15 protein-coding genes are annotated in these 16,587 nt (G+C 41.2%); all 15 read right to left on the reverse strand.

The window, feature by feature from the left end; genetic code table 11:
- Window positions 1–112: 112 nt before the first annotated feature.
- The 15 genes from AWM74_RS01075 to AWM74_RS01145 all read right to left on the reverse strand — a co-directional run bounded on the left by AWM74_RS01075 (window position 113) and on the right by AWM74_RS01145 (window position 16,493).
- Window positions 113–1,186: a BMP family lipoprotein gene (locus AWM74_RS01075; RefSeq protein WP_026466267.1), complete on the reverse strand. Its 1,074-nt coding sequence runs from the start codon at window positions 1,184–1,186 to the stop codon at window positions 113–115.
- A gap of 257 nt (window positions 1,187–1,443) precedes the next feature.
- Complete coding sequence (locus AWM74_RS01080; protein ID WP_026466268.1) at window positions 1,444–2,406, reverse strand: DHH family phosphoesterase; 963 nt, start codon at window positions 2,404–2,406, stop codon at window positions 1,444–1,446.
- A gap of 67 nt (window positions 2,407–2,473) precedes the next feature.
- Window positions 2,474–3,793 carry a DRTGG domain-containing protein gene (locus tag AWM74_RS01085; protein ID WP_026466269.1) on the reverse strand — a complete coding sequence of 440 codons (1,320 nt, stop codon included), beginning with the start codon at window positions 3,791–3,793 and terminating at the stop codon, window positions 2,474–2,476.
- A gap of 39 nt (window positions 3,794–3,832) precedes the next feature.
- Complete coding sequence (gene dinB, locus AWM74_RS01090) at window positions 3,833–5,107, reverse strand: DNA polymerase IV (RefSeq protein WP_026466270.1); 1,275 nt, start codon at window positions 5,105–5,107, stop codon at window positions 3,833–3,835.
- Between the two features lie 40 nt (window positions 5,108–5,147).
- Window positions 5,148–5,795, reverse strand: coding sequence for a metal-dependent transcriptional regulator (locus tag AWM74_RS01095; RefSeq protein ID WP_016896877.1), 648 nt, complete (start codon window positions 5,793–5,795; stop codon window positions 5,148–5,150).
- Between the two features lie 223 nt (window positions 5,796–6,018).
- The gene (locus AWM74_RS01100) at window positions 6,019–6,300 is read right to left on the reverse strand and encodes a post-transcriptional regulator (RefSeq protein ID WP_016896876.1); all 282 of its coding nucleotides are present in this window, start codon (window positions 6,298–6,300) and stop codon (window positions 6,019–6,021) included.
- A gap of 53 nt (window positions 6,301–6,353) precedes the next feature.
- The gene (gene yajC / locus AWM74_RS01105) at window positions 6,354–6,731 is read right to left on the reverse strand and encodes a preprotein translocase subunit YajC (RefSeq protein WP_034258237.1); all 378 of its coding nucleotides are present in this window, start codon (window positions 6,729–6,731) and stop codon (window positions 6,354–6,356) included.
- A 171-nt stretch (window positions 6,732–6,902) separates the two neighbouring features.
- Window positions 6,903–8,045, reverse strand: a complete 1,143-nt coding sequence (tgt, locus tag AWM74_RS01110; RefSeq protein WP_026466273.1) for a tRNA guanosine(34) transglycosylase Tgt — start codon at window positions 8,043–8,045, stop codon at window positions 6,903–6,905.
- Between the two features lie 170 nt (window positions 8,046–8,215).
- Entirely contained in the window at window positions 8,216–8,971 is a 756-nt protein-coding gene (locus tag AWM74_RS01115) for a sugar phosphate isomerase/epimerase family protein (RefSeq protein WP_026466274.1), read from the reverse strand.
- Between the two features lie 249 nt (window positions 8,972–9,220).
- On the reverse strand, window positions 9,221–10,096 hold the full coding sequence (locus tag AWM74_RS01120; protein WP_026466275.1) for a hypothetical protein: 876 nt from the start codon (window positions 10,094–10,096) through the stop codon (window positions 9,221–9,223).
- Complete coding sequence (floA, locus tag AWM74_RS01125; protein WP_016896871.1) at window positions 10,096–11,103, reverse strand: flotillin-like protein FloA; 1,008 nt, start codon at window positions 11,101–11,103, stop codon at window positions 10,096–10,098. Before floA ends, AWM74_RS01120 begins: the two co-directional genes overlap by 1 nt.
- Window positions 11,096–11,707, reverse strand: coding sequence for an NfeD family protein (locus AWM74_RS01130; protein WP_016896870.1), 612 nt, complete (start codon window positions 11,705–11,707; stop codon window positions 11,096–11,098). The genes floA and AWM74_RS01130 overlap by 8 nt, the downstream gene beginning before the upstream one ends.
- A 191-nt stretch (window positions 11,708–11,898) precedes the next feature.
- Window positions 11,899–14,520 (reverse strand): ATP-dependent chaperone ClpB, encoded by a 2,622-nt coding sequence (gene clpB / locus AWM74_RS01135; protein ID WP_026466276.1) that lies wholly within the window; start codon window positions 14,518–14,520, stop codon window positions 11,899–11,901.
- A 148-nt stretch (window positions 14,521–14,668) separates the two neighbouring features.
- The gene (locus AWM74_RS01140; RefSeq protein ID WP_016896868.1) at window positions 14,669–15,139 is read right to left on the reverse strand and encodes a hypothetical protein; all 471 of its coding nucleotides are present in this window, start codon (window positions 15,137–15,139) and stop codon (window positions 14,669–14,671) included.
- Window positions 15,132–16,493, reverse strand: coding sequence for a Y-family DNA polymerase (locus tag AWM74_RS01145; RefSeq protein ID WP_026466278.1), 1,362 nt, complete (start codon window positions 16,491–16,493; stop codon window positions 15,132–15,134). The genes AWM74_RS01140 and AWM74_RS01145 overlap by 8 nt, the downstream gene beginning before the upstream one ends.
- Window positions 16,494–16,587 lie beyond the last annotated feature (94 nt).

The following is a 16,587-nucleotide window of genomic DNA, read 5'->3' on the forward strand; positions in this document are numbered from 1 at the left end:
TACACAATCTAATCCCTATAAACAAAACCAGGAACTAAGATTAAAATCGCGGTTCCTGGTTTTTCCTGTTCACTGTTTTAACACACCTGGTTTCAGTTGTCTTATAAGCAAACTAACTTTCAGAGTAAGTGAACTCTGGAACTTGAATGTCACCAGCGATAATCGCAGCTTTGGCTTCTTCAATCTGCGCCCATTCTTCCTCTAATAATTGTCCTTGGGTTAGCGAAACGCCGCCATTTTCCAAGCCATAAGCTAAGCTTTTACCTGCAGGAAAGCTACTGTCTCTAGTTTGCTCGGCTAAGGCAATAATGGCTGCCCCGGTATCTTTAAGGGTCGACGCTAAGGTGAAGTTACCGCCAGTCCACTCGCCCTCGTCAGTTTGATCTCGGTCAACGCCAATCACCCATAATTGCGTTTCTGGATCTGCTTCTAGACGGTTACGGGTCTCAGTGAAAACACCATTACCAGACCCACCTGCAGCTGTATAAATCACGTCAACACCATTGGTATACATAGCGTTAGCAATTTGTTGTCCCTTAGAGGCATCGCTAAAGGATTCCGTATATTGACTTTCCACTTCAATATTTTCGTCAATATAGGCAACACCCGCTTTAAACCCTGTTTCAAAACGGTCAATCACTGGAATTCTAGTCCCACCAATAAATCCAACTTGGTTTGTTTCCGTATTTAAAGCAGCCGCAACGCCCGCTAAGAAGGCAGATTCTTGGTCTTTAAAGGCGATGGATACCGCATTATCTAGGTCAACTTCCCCATCAATCAAAGCATAATTTTGGTCAGGATTTTGCGATGCCACCTCATTTAAGGCTTCTGCAGTTGTATAACCAAGACCAACGATAATGTCGTATTGGTCTGCAACTGCAACATTTAAATTAGGGATCAATTCAGATTGATCAGGTGACTCATAGTATTGGACCTTGGCTCCAGTTTCCGCTTGCCATGCTTGCAACCCTTCCCAGGCAGATTGGTTGAACGACCGGTCATCAATGCCCCCTTCATTTGTTACCATACCGATCGATAAAGCATCAGTAGTCGTTGATTCACTGGCTTGTGAACTGGATGATGACGCTGTGTCGGCATTGGCATCCGTACCGGCATTTTGCCCTTGGCAGGCCACCAGTAGTAAGGCAGCACTTGAAATAAGGATTGATTTTAATAATGAAGACATGACTTGATTTTCCTCCCAACGAAAAACCTACATGTTCGGTTATTCGCGCTATTATTTTCTTTACCCCATTACTTTAGCACAGCTATATTTCTAAATCCATATAAATTTTGTTTTTGATTGATTAATATTCGTTTTTAATTTACATTTCCATTCCATAGTCTCTCTAAAATAGCCAATTTACTTTGAAAAGCCGAACGAAAAAGACCGCATATGAATTTTAAATTCAGATGCGGTCTTGAAAGCTATATTCTTTTTTGTTAGTCATAAAAATGGTCGCGACGGTATTTCATAGCCACTTCACCTAGTTGAGCTAATAATTCATCTTTCTCTTCTGAAGAATAAACGTTAGCGCCTGAGGCTTTCTCGTGACCGCCACCATCATGTTGGGCAGCAATATGGTTGATTACCGGGCCTTTAGAACGGATTCGGCAACGTACTTTACCATCTGGTTGTTCGATAAAGGTTACCCAAGTGATGACCCCTTCAATAGTTCCTGGAATTTGAACAATTTGGTAGGTTTCATTGGCGGTTAAATCAAGTGACTGCAGTAAGTCTTGTGAAATATAAACTGAATTCACAGTCCCTTGTGCTGACAATTTCATGTTTTGTAGGACATAAGCTTGCAAGCGGGCTTGAGAAATAGTTTGCGTATTCGATTCTTGCATCAAGTCAGAAGCTGGGAAGTCGTAGTTCAACAATTCACCGGCAATTTGCATGGTATTGCAGGTCGTATTGTCATATAAGAAACGACCAGTATCCCCTACAATTCCTAAGAAGAAGCATTTAGCTGCTTCATCGTTCATTTGTAAGTTATTGTCATCGCGCAAGACGATAGATGCCCATAATTCTGAGGTCGATGAGATACTTGGTTCAACAATCATAAAGTCCCCGTATGGATCTTCATTTGGATGGTGGTCAACTTTGACAAGTGTGGCCCCTTTTTTATACCGTTGATCATCAATCCGTGGTCGGTTAGCTGAATCGTTCACGATAACAAGTGCATTCTTGTAAGTATCATCCGAAATATCGTCCATATCCCCGAATTCCGCTAATGAGTCATCATCTTGACCCACTGCATAGATATCTTTATGTGGGTAAGTTTCTTCTAAAACTGCCTTTAACCCCATCTGCGATCCTAGTGCATCTGGATCTGGGCGGACGTGACGATGGATAATAATGATATCATGTGCCTCAATTGCCGCTAATATTTTCTCTAACATATTGACCTCTTTCTAAGTCCTAAAATTTTCTCTATTTCAATTATACCCTTGATTGCCGGATCCGTCATTAATTTGTCAGAGTTTTCACACTAGCCATGGCTTTGGTCATGACTTGTTTACCATGGTAGACGGTGATATCAATTTCCATTGAACGTCTAGAGACATCTAGGAATTCTAGCACAACATCGATGGTAGATTGTAAAGGTACTAATTTTAAATAGTAAGCATTCACCTTATCGACCACAATGGATTTATCTTGCATCTTCTTCACAAATTGTTTTACCGATAGTTGGATAATACTATGTTGTAAGGCATTAGATAAAGCCCCAAAATCATTGGTTAATGACACATCACTCAGGAATCGGTAACGCGCTTTTGTCATATCCTCATTTTGATCAACGAATTTCAACTTATCAGCTAATAGCATCTCAATCCGGTTCTCGCTCTGTTCCGTTTGTTGGGTATACTGCAAAGTCCGCAAGACATCTTGTCTAGATAGAATCCCCTGCAAATTATCCGCTTCATCCACAACCGGTAGAATTTCCAAACCATCCCAAATCATCATGTGGGTAATTGACGCCACACTCATTGGCTTCTTAGCCGAAATTGGCGTTGGCGTCATGGCTTTAGCTAAATGGGTATCCGGTGTGAAATCTAGGATATCCTTAGCCGTTAAAATCCCCGCCAATTTACCATCTCTTTCACAAATTGGAAAACGGGTATGCCCCGAGTTTTCTGACAATTGTCGGTAGGCCGTAATCGTATCATCCGTGTATAAAAATTGCGTTTGTTCAAGCGGAATGTAGATATCTTCAACAAGTAAAATATCCTTCTGCATAGACCGCTCAATCATCGCCTTATTGATTAAAGTAGCCGTCGCATAGGTATCGAAGTTGACACTTAAAAGTGGTACTTCCCGCTTGTTAGCCAAGTCCACAATGGTTTCTGACGGCTTAAAACCACCCGAGATTAGAACAGCGACGTCACTTTCCAAGGCAATCCGTTGAATTTCATCGCGGTTACCAACGATAATCAAGGAATCTGGTTCGATATAACGACGCATCCCGTCCGCTTCCATGGCGCCGATAATAAATTTACGGACCTGGCGACTCAGACCTGAAGCCCCGCCTAAAACCTGGCAATCCGTTACCTTGATAATTTCTTCAATCGTTAAATGGTGCATGCGGCGGTTTTCGTTCTCTTCAATTCGGACGGTACCCACTCGCTCTTTGGTCGCCACTAAATGCAAGTTCTCAGCCGATTTAATCGCCCGATAGGCAGTCCCCTCTGAAACCTTCAAATTACGTGCGATAGACCTAACCGAAATTTTGGAATCAATGGGGAGGTTTTGAATATATTGTATGATTTGTTCGTGTTTAGTTGCCATTGGCTTTGCTCCTCCGTTTAAAATCTGACCCATTCGGTTTTACGCGTCACCATCCTTTTGTTCAGATGACGCTTGGTCTGGGGCAGGTTGAATTGCTGAATCTTCTTTTATATTTTTATTTTCATTTATTTCTTCATTCTCTGATAATAATGTGTTGGATTTGTAGGCCAGGGTTCCCGCTTCTTTATCTTGATGATCATATAAATTCAAGCGGATATTTTCAAAGGCCAACTGAGACAAATCACTCACTGTAATCCCCAGCAAGCGAATCCCCTGACTGACATCCCCGTAAGTTTGCCATAAGTCCAAGGCGTAAAAGTATATATCTTGACTATTTGAAATCGCGTCAACAAGCGACGTCTGCCGTGTAACCGTCTCAAAATCCGCATTCCGAAACTTCAAGGTCACCACTTTTCCGTGCATGTCCCTTTTACCCAGAGCATCAGACACTGAATTGGCTAGCTTACGCAAGGTTTCTTCCACCTCATTATCATGGTAAAGGAAAGGATAAAAGGTCCTCTCCTTCCCAATCGATTTACGGATGCGGGTGACTTTAACCGGCCGGTCGTCAACTCCGCGGACCCGTTCATACAAGGCTAGCCCCGCTTTGCCGAAATATCGAATGCATTCATCTTGGGATAACTTCTTCAAGTCTGCACCCGTATAAATATCTAATTCATGCATTTTTTCAGCTGACCTTGTCCCAACTCCATAAAAATCTTCAATCGGTAATTGCTCCAAAAAGGGAATCGCTCGTTTAGGGGTAATCACCGTCATACCAAATGGTTTTTGGTAGTCAGATGCCAACTTGGCAATGAATTTATTATAAGAAACCCCAATCGAACAAGTTAAATTCAATTCCTTATAAATGGTTTCTTGAATTTCCTTGGCCACATCCATGGCATAAGGAATCCCCTTCTTATTATCCGTCACATCTAAAAAGGCCTCATCTATAGAAAGGGGTTCGATAATATCCGTATACCGCTTGAAAATTTCTCGTACTTGTTCTGAAACTTCGCGGTATAAAGCATAGTTACCCGACACAAAAATCCCTTGCGGACATAAGCGGTAAGCTTCAGCTGCAGACATGGCTGAATGGACACCATATTTACGTGCTTCATAAGAAGCCGTTGATACTACACCCTTACCCGAATTCTCTTTTGGATGGCGGGCGATGATCACCGGTTTTCCCCGATAAGCAGGATTATCCCTTTGTTCAACAGAGGCGAAGAAAGCATCCATATCGACATGTAATATTTTCCTAGATCCATCAATTTTTGGATCATCAAATGATAATATCCCAATCGTGCGCATGACACTTACCCCCTTTTAAACACTGGGTTACTTGTGATGATTAATCTTGGTCGACAAAGATATTCACAGTCGCCTTAGGATTCAATACAATTGATTCCCCTTTACGCGAAATCGTAAATGATTTGTCAAAAGCTTCAATTTCATCAATCGCATATTTTTTATCTAGTTTAATATCTAACTTATCTAGGTAATTTAATAAATCTTTATCGTCTGTTACACGTTGGATTTTAAACTTATCACCAACCGCTAAATCAGCTAAAGGCATCGTAGCTTCTTTAGCCATCACGCCATCTTTATCAGGAATAGCCCCACCGTGCGGACAGTATACAGGTTTACCTAAGAATTCATCTAATTGGTCAATGAAGAACTCTGTCCCAGTATGTTCTAACTGTTCAGCTTCCTCATGAACTTGATCCCAGTTGTAACCTAATTTTTCATATAAGAACATTTCCCATAAACGGTGACGTCGTACTAAAGAAGCACCCATTTTAGTCCCTTCCTCAGTTAATTGGACACCTTGGTAAGGAATGTAAGTGACCCAACCCTCTTCTTGTAATTTTGAAATCATCTCAGTTACAGAGGCTGCGGAAATATTTAAGGCTTCGCTAATTGCTTTGTTGCCTACACGGTCCATTTTGCCACCGAATTCAAAAATGACTTTCATATAATCTTCTCTACTTTTAGACATGGTTAATCACCTTTCTTTAATGCTTACGCCAATTAGTACTATTATACCTTATTTTTAGGTGTTTTTGGAAATTACCTACTTTGTATTTATAGATATACCTAAAAAAAATGTTATTTTCTTAACGATGACTCTTAAGAAAATAAGCAATAAATAAATCTAGCACAATCAAAAAGAGCATGACACATTGTCATACCCTTCTCAATCTTTCATTTCTGAAATCATGCTATTTTAACAAGTCGTCGATATTCATTTCATCTAACGGATGAACGTCATATACTGTCGCCTGTAATTTTGCATAATCTAAATAGTCATTCGCGTGTAACTTCTTAATTTCCTGAATACGGGCACTAAATTTCTTTGGTGCCTGACGTTTCCACGCAAAATCTTTAAAATATTCTTCAATGTCTTGCCATTCTATCCCATTATATCCTTGTTTTTTAATACTTTGAGATTTTGAAAGAAACCATGGACGAAGACACAGGAATTCAAAGTTCGAAACTTTCATAATGGCCTCCGTAACGAAAGGTTCAATCATTCTGAATCAAGCAGTTGCTGTGACTAGATTTGATCGTCCTCTTGTTGGTCGCCTGCTTCTATATCTTCAATGACTACATCATTTTCGCGTGCTTCTTCTTCAGCAGCATCGCTCATGATGTCGTTAGCCATTTCAGTATTCATTGGGTCAGCTTTTTGCGTACGCGCAATTGCACGACGGTCAAATACTAAGTAGACACCTTCACAGTCTAAAGTGATCGTATTTTTAGTTTCATCGATTTCAGCAATGACACCGTGTAAACCACCGATTGTTACTGCAGAATCGCCAACTGCCATTGCAGCCATCATTTGTTGCGTTTCTTTTTGTCGTTTTTGTTGCGGTCTAATTAACATGAAGTACATTAAAGCCACTAAAACAACTATATATAATACTGTTCCCATTAAAAGAATTACCTCCTGTTTGATTATTTGTTCACAAATGAACCGTTAATTTTTTCATCATTAGCATAATCGTACCATAAAGTACCCATAAATTACATAGGTTAACCCTTGTAAGCCGAAAGATTTAGCAAGACCTAGCCTAGCTCTTTTTCAAAAAGAAAAGGTCTTGACCTAAAAGGCGGTTTTTTGAACCTTACCGTAATATTGCAAGAAGAATTCGTCTCTAAAGTCCAATAGACGGTCTTCGCGAATGGCATCTTTAATTTGCTCCATCAAATTGATTAAGAAATGCAAGTTGTGGATTGACGTTAACCGTAGTGCAAATGTTTCGTTAGCTTTCAATAGGTGACGGATGTAAGCACGTGTATAGTTACGGCAAGTGTAGCAGTCACAATTTGGATCTAATGGCGTAAAGTCGCGTGCATATTGCGCATTTTTGATGACTACACGCCCTTGACTGGTCATGGTAGTCCCGTTACGTGCAATACGTGTTGGCAATACACAATCAAACATATCGATACCACGGATAACCCCTTCAATCAAGGCATCCGGACTGCCGACACCCATTAGGTAACGCGGTTTGTCTTCAGGCATGACAGGTGTTAGGTAATCTAAAACCTTGTACATATCTTCTTTCGATTCACCTACTGATAAACCACCGATAGAGTAACCTGGGAAGTCCAAACCGATCATATCTTTGGCGTGTTGTAGACGTAAGTCTTTATAGCCAGCACCTTGTAAAATCCCAAATAATGCTTGGTCATTTGGTCGTTGGTGGGCGTTTAAACCACGTTCAGCCCAACGTGTTGTACGGTGAATCGATTTTTCAACGTAGTTGTGGTCGTGGTTGAAGTCTGGACATTCGTCAAATGACATAATGATGTCCGCACCCAAGTTGTTTTCGATATGGATGGCTTTTTCTGGTGATAAGAATAATTTCTTACCGTCTAAATGAGACTTGAAGGTGACCCCTTCTTCCTCAATTTTTCTAGAATCAGCCAGCGAGAATACTTGGAACCCACCTGAATCGGTTAGAATTGGTTTGTCCCAGTTCATGAATTGATGTAAGCCACCTGCTTCTTTGACTAGGTCATCACCTGGACGTAACCATAAATGATAGGTGTTAGACAGAATGATTTGGGCATTCATATCCGTTAACTCTTCAGGAGACACAGCCTTTACGGATGCTTGCGTACCAACAGGCATAAATACCGGTGTTTCAATCGTACCATGAGGGGTTTCCACTTGGCCTAAACGTGCACCCGTATGCTTTTCTTTTTTATGTAATGTATATTTTAATGCACTACTCGTCATTAGAATTCCTTTCTTTCTACCACACATGCTACTTTTTGAATCAAAATAATTGATGTGTGTACGACTAGATTTCTACCTAGTCCAACATATTGACAACCAAACAATGTTAACATGCATCCGGCCTGCAAGCAAGGGCTACAGGTTAGTCCATAGGCATTTCTAGCTATTTTCTAATTTAAGCCAGATAGGATATTTTCGATATCGTTTTTGATTTGTCCTTCAACTTCCATAATATCAGAAGCTTTATATTGGCACTCAACCGCAACAGGGATTACTTGGTCTACCTCTTTTAAGACAGCAACAATGTCCACGTCCCCTACCGATAAGCCTGCTAGACTAGTATTGGTCGCTTGTTCCACTTGTTTTAGATGGACATAATGGACAAATGGTAAGACTTTTTTCACCGCTGCTACTGGATCTTCATCGTAGTATAAGAAATTACCCACATCGAAGCACATGCCCACTTTATCGTTAGCATTTTCTTTTAGAAAGGCTTTAAAATAGTCGCTAGCGCCTGTTGCTTGCGTGTTGTCATTTTCCAAGGTTAGGGAAATGCCGAAACGGTCAATTAAGTTGTTGACCAAAGTCATATCTGTAGCCACTGTTTCTTGGTTGTAGGCACCTAAGTTGACCTTCAATTGTATAGCACCAACCGCTTGGGCTAATTCAAAGTAGTTTTCTAATTCAGAATTTAATAGGCCCTCTTCAAATAAAGGTGCTGGCACAGAAAGGAAAACAGTTAAGCCCGCTTCTTGGTTTGCAGCTTTTAGGTCCACCAATTCTTGGTCTGAACCGTCAAAGTATTCACTTCTCAATTCAATATAGTCAAAACCTAACCCTTTAACAGAATCAATCATATCTAATTGGCCAAAACTTTCTTGTGCCATCAAGTCACCATAAGCAATTGTATTTAAAACCCAGTTCATTATTGATACATCCTCTCTGATTTAAAAATCGGATAAACTAAAAGGGGCTGTCTCACAGCCCCTTTTGTATGCTAAGAAAGTCGTGATATCAGGTTCCCATAGTCGGAATTGTCCGACACTTCACAAAATACGCTAAACACTTGCAGTGTTTATTCGCCTTTTGTTCTAGTTTATGGGCGAGTTAGTGCTTTAGCATTTACTCACCTAAATGCGTTAGAGGCGGTTAATGCTAAGCGACTATTGTCACACCTACCTTTTAGCTACTGGTTTGTCCAGTATTTCTCTTAATAATATACCACGTTTTAGGTCATTCTGATTAGATAAAGCTAATATTTCGCGTGGATTTCCTGATTTTTTCTTGCTTTCAGTCGTCACACGTAAATCTTTACTCGGATCTTCCATTTCCTTAAACAATTGGTCTAACTCTCTATCCAAGCGGTCCGCTTCACGGTCATACATTTCATCCATTTGTTGCAATGCTTTCTTTAATTCAAGGTCATTGGCAGCCATTTCTTGATCAAAATAATCACCATTCGACATTGCAGTTTCAGATACAGAACCTTCGTTAGAGCGACTACCTTCTGCAGAATAGCCACGACCGTCAGCATATACATCTGACTCATCCCAACCCGTTCCTTCACCATCAAGCGCGGTACTTTGACCGCTCTCAGCTTGGTTTAAGGTTGCATGTTGGTTTTGACGCTTCTGTGCCCGCATAGCCTGGTTTTGTTTAGCATACTGCTGACCACGATTTTGTTGATTTGCATTTCTTCTTTGATCTTGTTGCTTTGTAACTTGAATTTTTTCAGCCTTCACTTCTTCAAAAGACTTTTGCGCATCCGCATCTACTTCATCTAAATACTCTTGAGCTTTAGCTAGATAATCCGCCAAGGTTTTTGGCTTCTTATCTTCTTGGTGTCTACCGCGACTGGTACTTTGACGATTTTGCGTTTGCCGATTTGAAGTTTGTCGATCCACGCCATTTTCATTCATCCGCGAAGGTTGATTAGACGCATCAAATCGTTTCGCTTTCGCCTTCTCTTCTGCTTTCAGCTTCTTCTGATGATCCTTGTAAAAGCTGTGTGCCAGCCCAAAGATGAAGACCAGAATTCCAATCAGTTCCATTATTGATCACCTGAATTGTGTTCAGAATCTCCTTCAGAAAGACTTTCGCGCATCTTCGTATCTGCTTGAATATTTTGCATATTGTAGTAGTCCATTACCCCGATTTTACCGTTTCTAAAGGCCTCAGCTAAGGCTTCTGGTACTTGAGACTGTGCTTCCACAACTTTCGCACGCATTTCTTGCGTTTTCGCAATATTTTCTTGCTCTTGGGCAACGGCCATCGCACGACGCTCTTCAGCTTTCGCTTGGGCAATTCGTTTATCCGCTTCAGCTTGCTCTGCTTGTAGTTTAGCCCCGATATTACGACCTACATCAACGTCCGCAATATCAATCGATAGGATTTCAAAAGCTGTCCCAGAGTCTAGCCCTTTTCGCAAAATAGTCTGTGAAATTGCATCTGGGTTTTCCAAAACTACTGAATGTGTCGCTGCTGAACCAACAGTTGTGACGATACCTTCACCAACACGGGCGATAATAGTAGGTTCACCAGCACCCCCAACCAAACGTTCAATATTAGCGCGTACAGTTACTTTCGCCTTCGCACGCACTTCAATACCGTTCATCGCAACCGCTGAAATAATCGGTGTTTCAATTACTTTAGGATTTACTGACACTTGAACGGCTTCAAATACGTCACGACCTGCTAAGTCTATGGCTGCAGCTTGTTCAAATTCTAGGTCAATATTGGCACGTTGCGCTGCGATTAAGGCATCCACGACCATATTGATATCCCCACCTGCTAAATAGTGGGCCTCTAAATCATTTAAGTCAATAGTTAACCCAGCTTTTGTAGCTTTAATCAAAGGTTTGATAATGTTATTTGGATTTACACGACGTAGCCGCATTCCGACTAAATCGCCAATCCCCACCTTAACACCAGAGAAATAAGCTGTTACCCAAAGGCCAACTGGCACAAAGGTAAAGAATAAAGTTAAAACGACTAGAATAATAATCGCTAAAACCAAAATTCCCCAAATACTTGTGTCATTTCCATACGAACTACTCATGGTTCACTCTCCTTACTAATAATTGATTGTTACGAATCCTCACAACAACCACCCGTTCATCACTACCAATCACTTCATTGTCACTCATCACTTCCAAGATATTCCCGTCCGAGAAAGTTGCCTTCCCAGTCGGTCTCAGTGGCGTGAGCGTCACAGCCTCTTGCGAAACATAATCCGCCACAGACACACTCTGCGATTGATAACCTCGCTCCCGATTCAAAGATGTATTCAGTACAATTTGATCATTAAAAGGAATCCGGTAACCCAACTTAACTAAAATATAAAAGGCCACGATACCCACAACAACACCAATCGTTAAATCTACTACCGCGTCGCCGATATCAGCAGTCTGTCCCATCAATCCCCAGGCACCGATCAACAAACCTACGACACCCAATATCCCGTAAGTAGGTAAAAATACTTCGGAAATAATCAAGACTGTCCCTAAAGCAAAAAGCATCAGTGACAACCAAGACCCATTGTCATACAAACCAAAATACAATAAGAAAGATCCCGCACCCACAATGCCTCCAAGCATATAATGACGCGTCATCATTCCAGCGATAATGGCTAGGATACCAATGGAAAATAATACTGTCTCCATTTCTCCACCTCCATCCATCTTCTATACTGTATATTTTACCATATTGAAAGTCCGCTTTCATAATAATAGCCTATCTTCAACGGTTTCTCCTCTTTGAAAACAAGCTTATGCAATAAAAAATTCTCCACAAACTAGGCATACTACTTGCTAGCTTGTGGAGAATTAATCAATTACTTATTTTTTATATAGATTTAATTTTGGACTAAGGGTGTCACATCAAACTTGATTTCATGGTCTTCATCAATTGAGATGTTCACTGCTTGCTGTTTACTAATAGTACCTGCAATAATCGCACGTGCTACTGGTGTTTCCACTTGGTTGGTGATGAAACGACGCAATGGTCGTGCACCAAATTGTGGATCATAAGCAGTGTCACCAATCCAGCTCACCAATTCATCACTGAATGTTACCACAATTTCTTGGCTAGCTAAGCGGTCGCTTAATTGTGCTAACATCTTGCGTACGATACCGCCCATATCATTGTGTGATAATGGTCTGAATAAAATAGTGTCATCGATACGGTTTAAGAATTCAGGTCTAAAGTGCATTTTCAAAGCACTTTGAACAGCTTCTCTTGCTTCATCATCGATTTCCCCGTTTTCATCAGTACCGTCTAACAAGGCATCTGATCCTAAGTTACTTGTCATAATGATGATGGTATTTTTAAAGTCTACAATCCGACCTTGTGAGTCAGTTAGACGACCGTCATCTAAGATTTGTAATAGGATATTGAATACATCTGGATGGGCTTTTTCAACCTCATCTAGTAAGACCACTGTATATGGATTACGACGTACAGCTTCAGTTAATTGGCCACCTTCTTCGTAACCAACATAACCAGGCGCTGCCCCTATTAAACGAGTCACATTGATTTTATCCATGTATTCACTCATATCAAGACGGACCATGTTATTTTCTGAATCAAACATGGCTTCAGCTAGGGCTTTAGCCAACTCAGTTTTACCAACACCAGTCGGTCCTAAGAATAAGAATGAACCTAACGGACGGTTTGGATCTTGAACACCGGCACGTGAACGTAATACCGCATTTGTCACGCTATCAACTGCTTCATCTTGACCTACTACACGTGTATGTAAGGTGTCATCTAAGTGAAGCAATTTTTCACGTTCCCCTTCAACTAATTTAGTCACGGGGATCCCAGTCACTCTTGAAACCACTGCTGCGATAGAGTCTTCAGTTACAGATTCTTCTACCAAACGGTCAGCGCTCTTGTCTGCATGCTCGTGGTAGGCTTTTTCCATATCTGCCAATTCTTGTTCCAAGGTTGGAATAATCGCATGTTGTAATTTGGCTGCTTCTTCTAGATTGTATTCATTTTCCGCTTGTTCCAAGGCATGTTTGGCATTGTCAATTTCTTGACGTTTAGCGTTGATCTCAGACATACCGCCTTTTTCAACTTGCCATTGCATGGTTAATTGGTTAGTTTTTTCACGGACCTCGGCTAACTCTTCTTGAAGGTCAGCTAACCGGCGTTTACTTGCCTCATCTTTTTCTTCTTGTAAGGCTTTTTCTTCAATTTCTAGTTGAATTAAACGACGACGTTCTTGGTCTAATTCTGTTGGCAATGAATTCATTTGCACGCGGATTTCAGCACTAGCTTCATCCACCAAATCAAGCGCCTTATCCGGTAAGTACCGGTCAGTGATGTAGCGGTCTGACAATTCAGCTGCTGCTACTAAAGCTTGGTCATGAATCGTTACTTCATGGTGCAATTCATATCGTTCTTTCAAACCACGTAAGATTGAAATAGTATCTTCAACACTTGGTTCTTTCACTAAGACACGTTGGAAACGACGTTCCAAAGCCTTGTCTTTTTCCATGTATTGACGGTATTCATCTAAGGTTGTGGCACCAATGCAGTGCAATTCGCCACGAGCCAACATCGGTTTAAGTAAGTTCCCAGCGTCCATTGACCCTTCAGTCTTACCGGCACCTACAATGTTGTGGATTTCATCGATAAATAAGATAATCCGTCCGTCTGCCTTTTTAACTTCGTTTAAGACAGCTTTCAACCGTTCTTCAAATTCACCCCGGTATTTAGCCCCTGAAATCAAGGCACCCATATCTAATGAGAAGACTGTTTTGTCTTTTAAGTTGTCAGGGACATCTTTTTTCACAATACGTTGGGCTAAACCTTCAACGATAGCGGTTTTACCTACACCAGGTTCACCAATTAGGACCGGATTATTTTTAGATTTACGAGACAAGATACGAACTACATCACGAATTTCTTCATCACGTCCGATGATAGGATCCATTTTACCTGCTTTAACTTGTTCGACTAAATCGACACCATATTTCTCTAAAGCTTCATAGTTTTCTTCTGCTTGTTTACTTGTCACATGATCACCCTGTCTCAAATTATCAATTTTTTCTTCTACCGCTTTTGCGGTAATTTGATGTTGCTTGAACCATTTTGCCAGGTCAGTATAAGCTACATCATTGATGGCTGCTAATACCATTTCAGTGGCTAAAAATTCGTCACCTTGTTTTTCCGCACGTACTTGAGCTTTTTGAATTAATTCACCCAAGCCACGTGATATTCCTTGACCATATTGTACGTTCGTACCTTGGACCACTGGTACCGCATCTAATTCACGGTTTAATTCTTCAGTTAATGCTGCCATTGGCACATTTAAATCTTCATAAAAGTCATAAGCAAAGTTTCCAGGTTGCACCAACGCTGTAAACATATGGGGAATCCCAATTTCTTGATGTTTACGAGTCATAGCAATTTGTTGGGCATTTGCGATGGCCTCTTGTAAGGTTGTAGTCATTTCCATGTTTGCCATTTCACATCACTCCTTTTACTTTATGCTTATAGTATATCACTTTGGTCAGGATAGGTCAAACATTTATCAGTGGTATTTTTGACCTTTTTTACTCATCAAAATCCTTGATATATCAATATTACACCAAGACTTGACTACAAACATCAAACTAAAGGTCAATATGTGACCACTTACTTTCTTTGACCAATTCAATATGGCGCACATCATCCCATAAAATCTTGCGACTACCGATCAAAAAATAAAAATAATTACTTTCCCCATTAAACCAACCGAGGATATGGTCAAGGTAGCGACCTAAATGATCTTTCAAAGACAATTGAATAGAAACAGGATAGTGGTTTAACCAAGCTTCCTGCAAGACTTGGTCAACCTCTTCCCTCGTCATCTCAGGCAGTGGTGTAGATACTTTAGCTGCATCCTTATGGTTGGATTGAATGCCTTTGACCAATTCATCCATGGCATAAGCAGTAGCCCACTTCATACCAAAGGTCCGGTCCTCATATTCATTATAAGGCGTGAAGTGTTTACGGGTCCTTGGGTGTCGTTGCTTTTTTAACCATGACAATTGGGCCCGTCTTGTAGCGTTCGGTAGTTCCCAAGGTTCAAGCCGCTTAGCCATGGGCCTCACCTTCGATACCCGCCATACCACCAGCGTGTCCGCCGACTAAACTAGAGCGTTCAATTGCCCGACCGCCAGCTTTAAGAGACGAGGCATAGACCAGACTCTTAAAACCGTATTTCTTACGGATGGTATCTACAATCACATCTGTTTTCAAGTCGGCTACTTGATTGTTTTCACTTTCAAATAGATTTAATTGGACTGCTTGATTGTAAACAAGGTTGCCGCTATATAAAGAAATATGCCGGATTACTTGGTTGTCATAGAGTAAGGACAGCAGATACAAGGCCACTTCAGCAATCACCTTACTTTGATTGGTCGGTGTTACCTTGATTTGCTTATGAATACCCCTTTTACCACTTGCATCAAAGTAGCCCATAGAATAGCCTAAGCCAAGACCGACGACTTGGGTTTGCGCGCCAGCTCGTCTTAAACGGGTACCAATTTGGTCAGCCATTTCCTTGACGACGACAGCAATTTCGTCCTTATCGGTGTAGTCTCTTGGGAGCACTTGACTGTTGCCGATGGACTTGTCCTTTGTGGTATAAGGGGTGCCGAGAAAAGACCGGTCCACGCCCCACGAATGGGCATAAAGTTGGGCACCCATGACCCCTAATTTATCTTTTAATACGTGATAAGAAGAATGGGCGAGGTCGTAGACATTATTAATACCCATCCCCTTTAGCCGGCGGGCCATTCGGTGGCCAATACCGCAGACTTCTGTTAAATCAGCAATCTGCCATAGGGTATCCGGGACATCCTCATACCGCCATTCAGCAATCATGTCGCACTCCTTTTTCGCACCAATGTCTAGGGCCACTTTGGCTAGAAATGGGTTATCGCCAATACCAATCGTTGTATAAATACCGGTCTGGTCATGGACATCCTTTTGAATTTTCTGGGCCATTTCGTAGGCACTACTAACCTTAAATAGTTTGAATGAATCGGTCACATCTAGGAAACTTTCGTCCACTGAAAACACGTGGTGGTTAGCTTCGTCCACGTAGCTTTTATAGATCCGGTTAATTTCTTGGTTCTTCTCCATATAAACCCGCATGCGTGGTTGGGCGATCACCAAATCATCTGGATAGGGATAAGGTAAATCTCGGGCCCGGGTTACGTTGGAAATATTAAAGGCTTTCTTAGCGGCTGGTGTACTAGCCAAAATAAGCCCGGAACCCCTACTCTGACCACCAGCCTCATCATAGTAGGACATGACAACTAATTTGGTCGTTAATGGGTCTAAACCGCGTTCTACTGCCTCCACTGAGGCGTAAAATGACTTACAATCAATACACAAAATATCGCGACTAGGTTCCTTTGAATAGTCAAACGTTACATTATTCGCAAACATCTTTAGCCCTCCTTCGCTTAGACATTTAAGTTTACGCCCTTAAAAACAGAACGTATGTTCCCATTAATAATAGAACGTACGTTCGGTAAACACA

Source organism: Aerococcus urinaeequi (assembly GCF_001543205.1).
Classification (GTDB): domain Bacteria; phylum Bacillota; class Bacilli; order Lactobacillales; family Aerococcaceae; genus Aerococcus; species Aerococcus urinaeequi.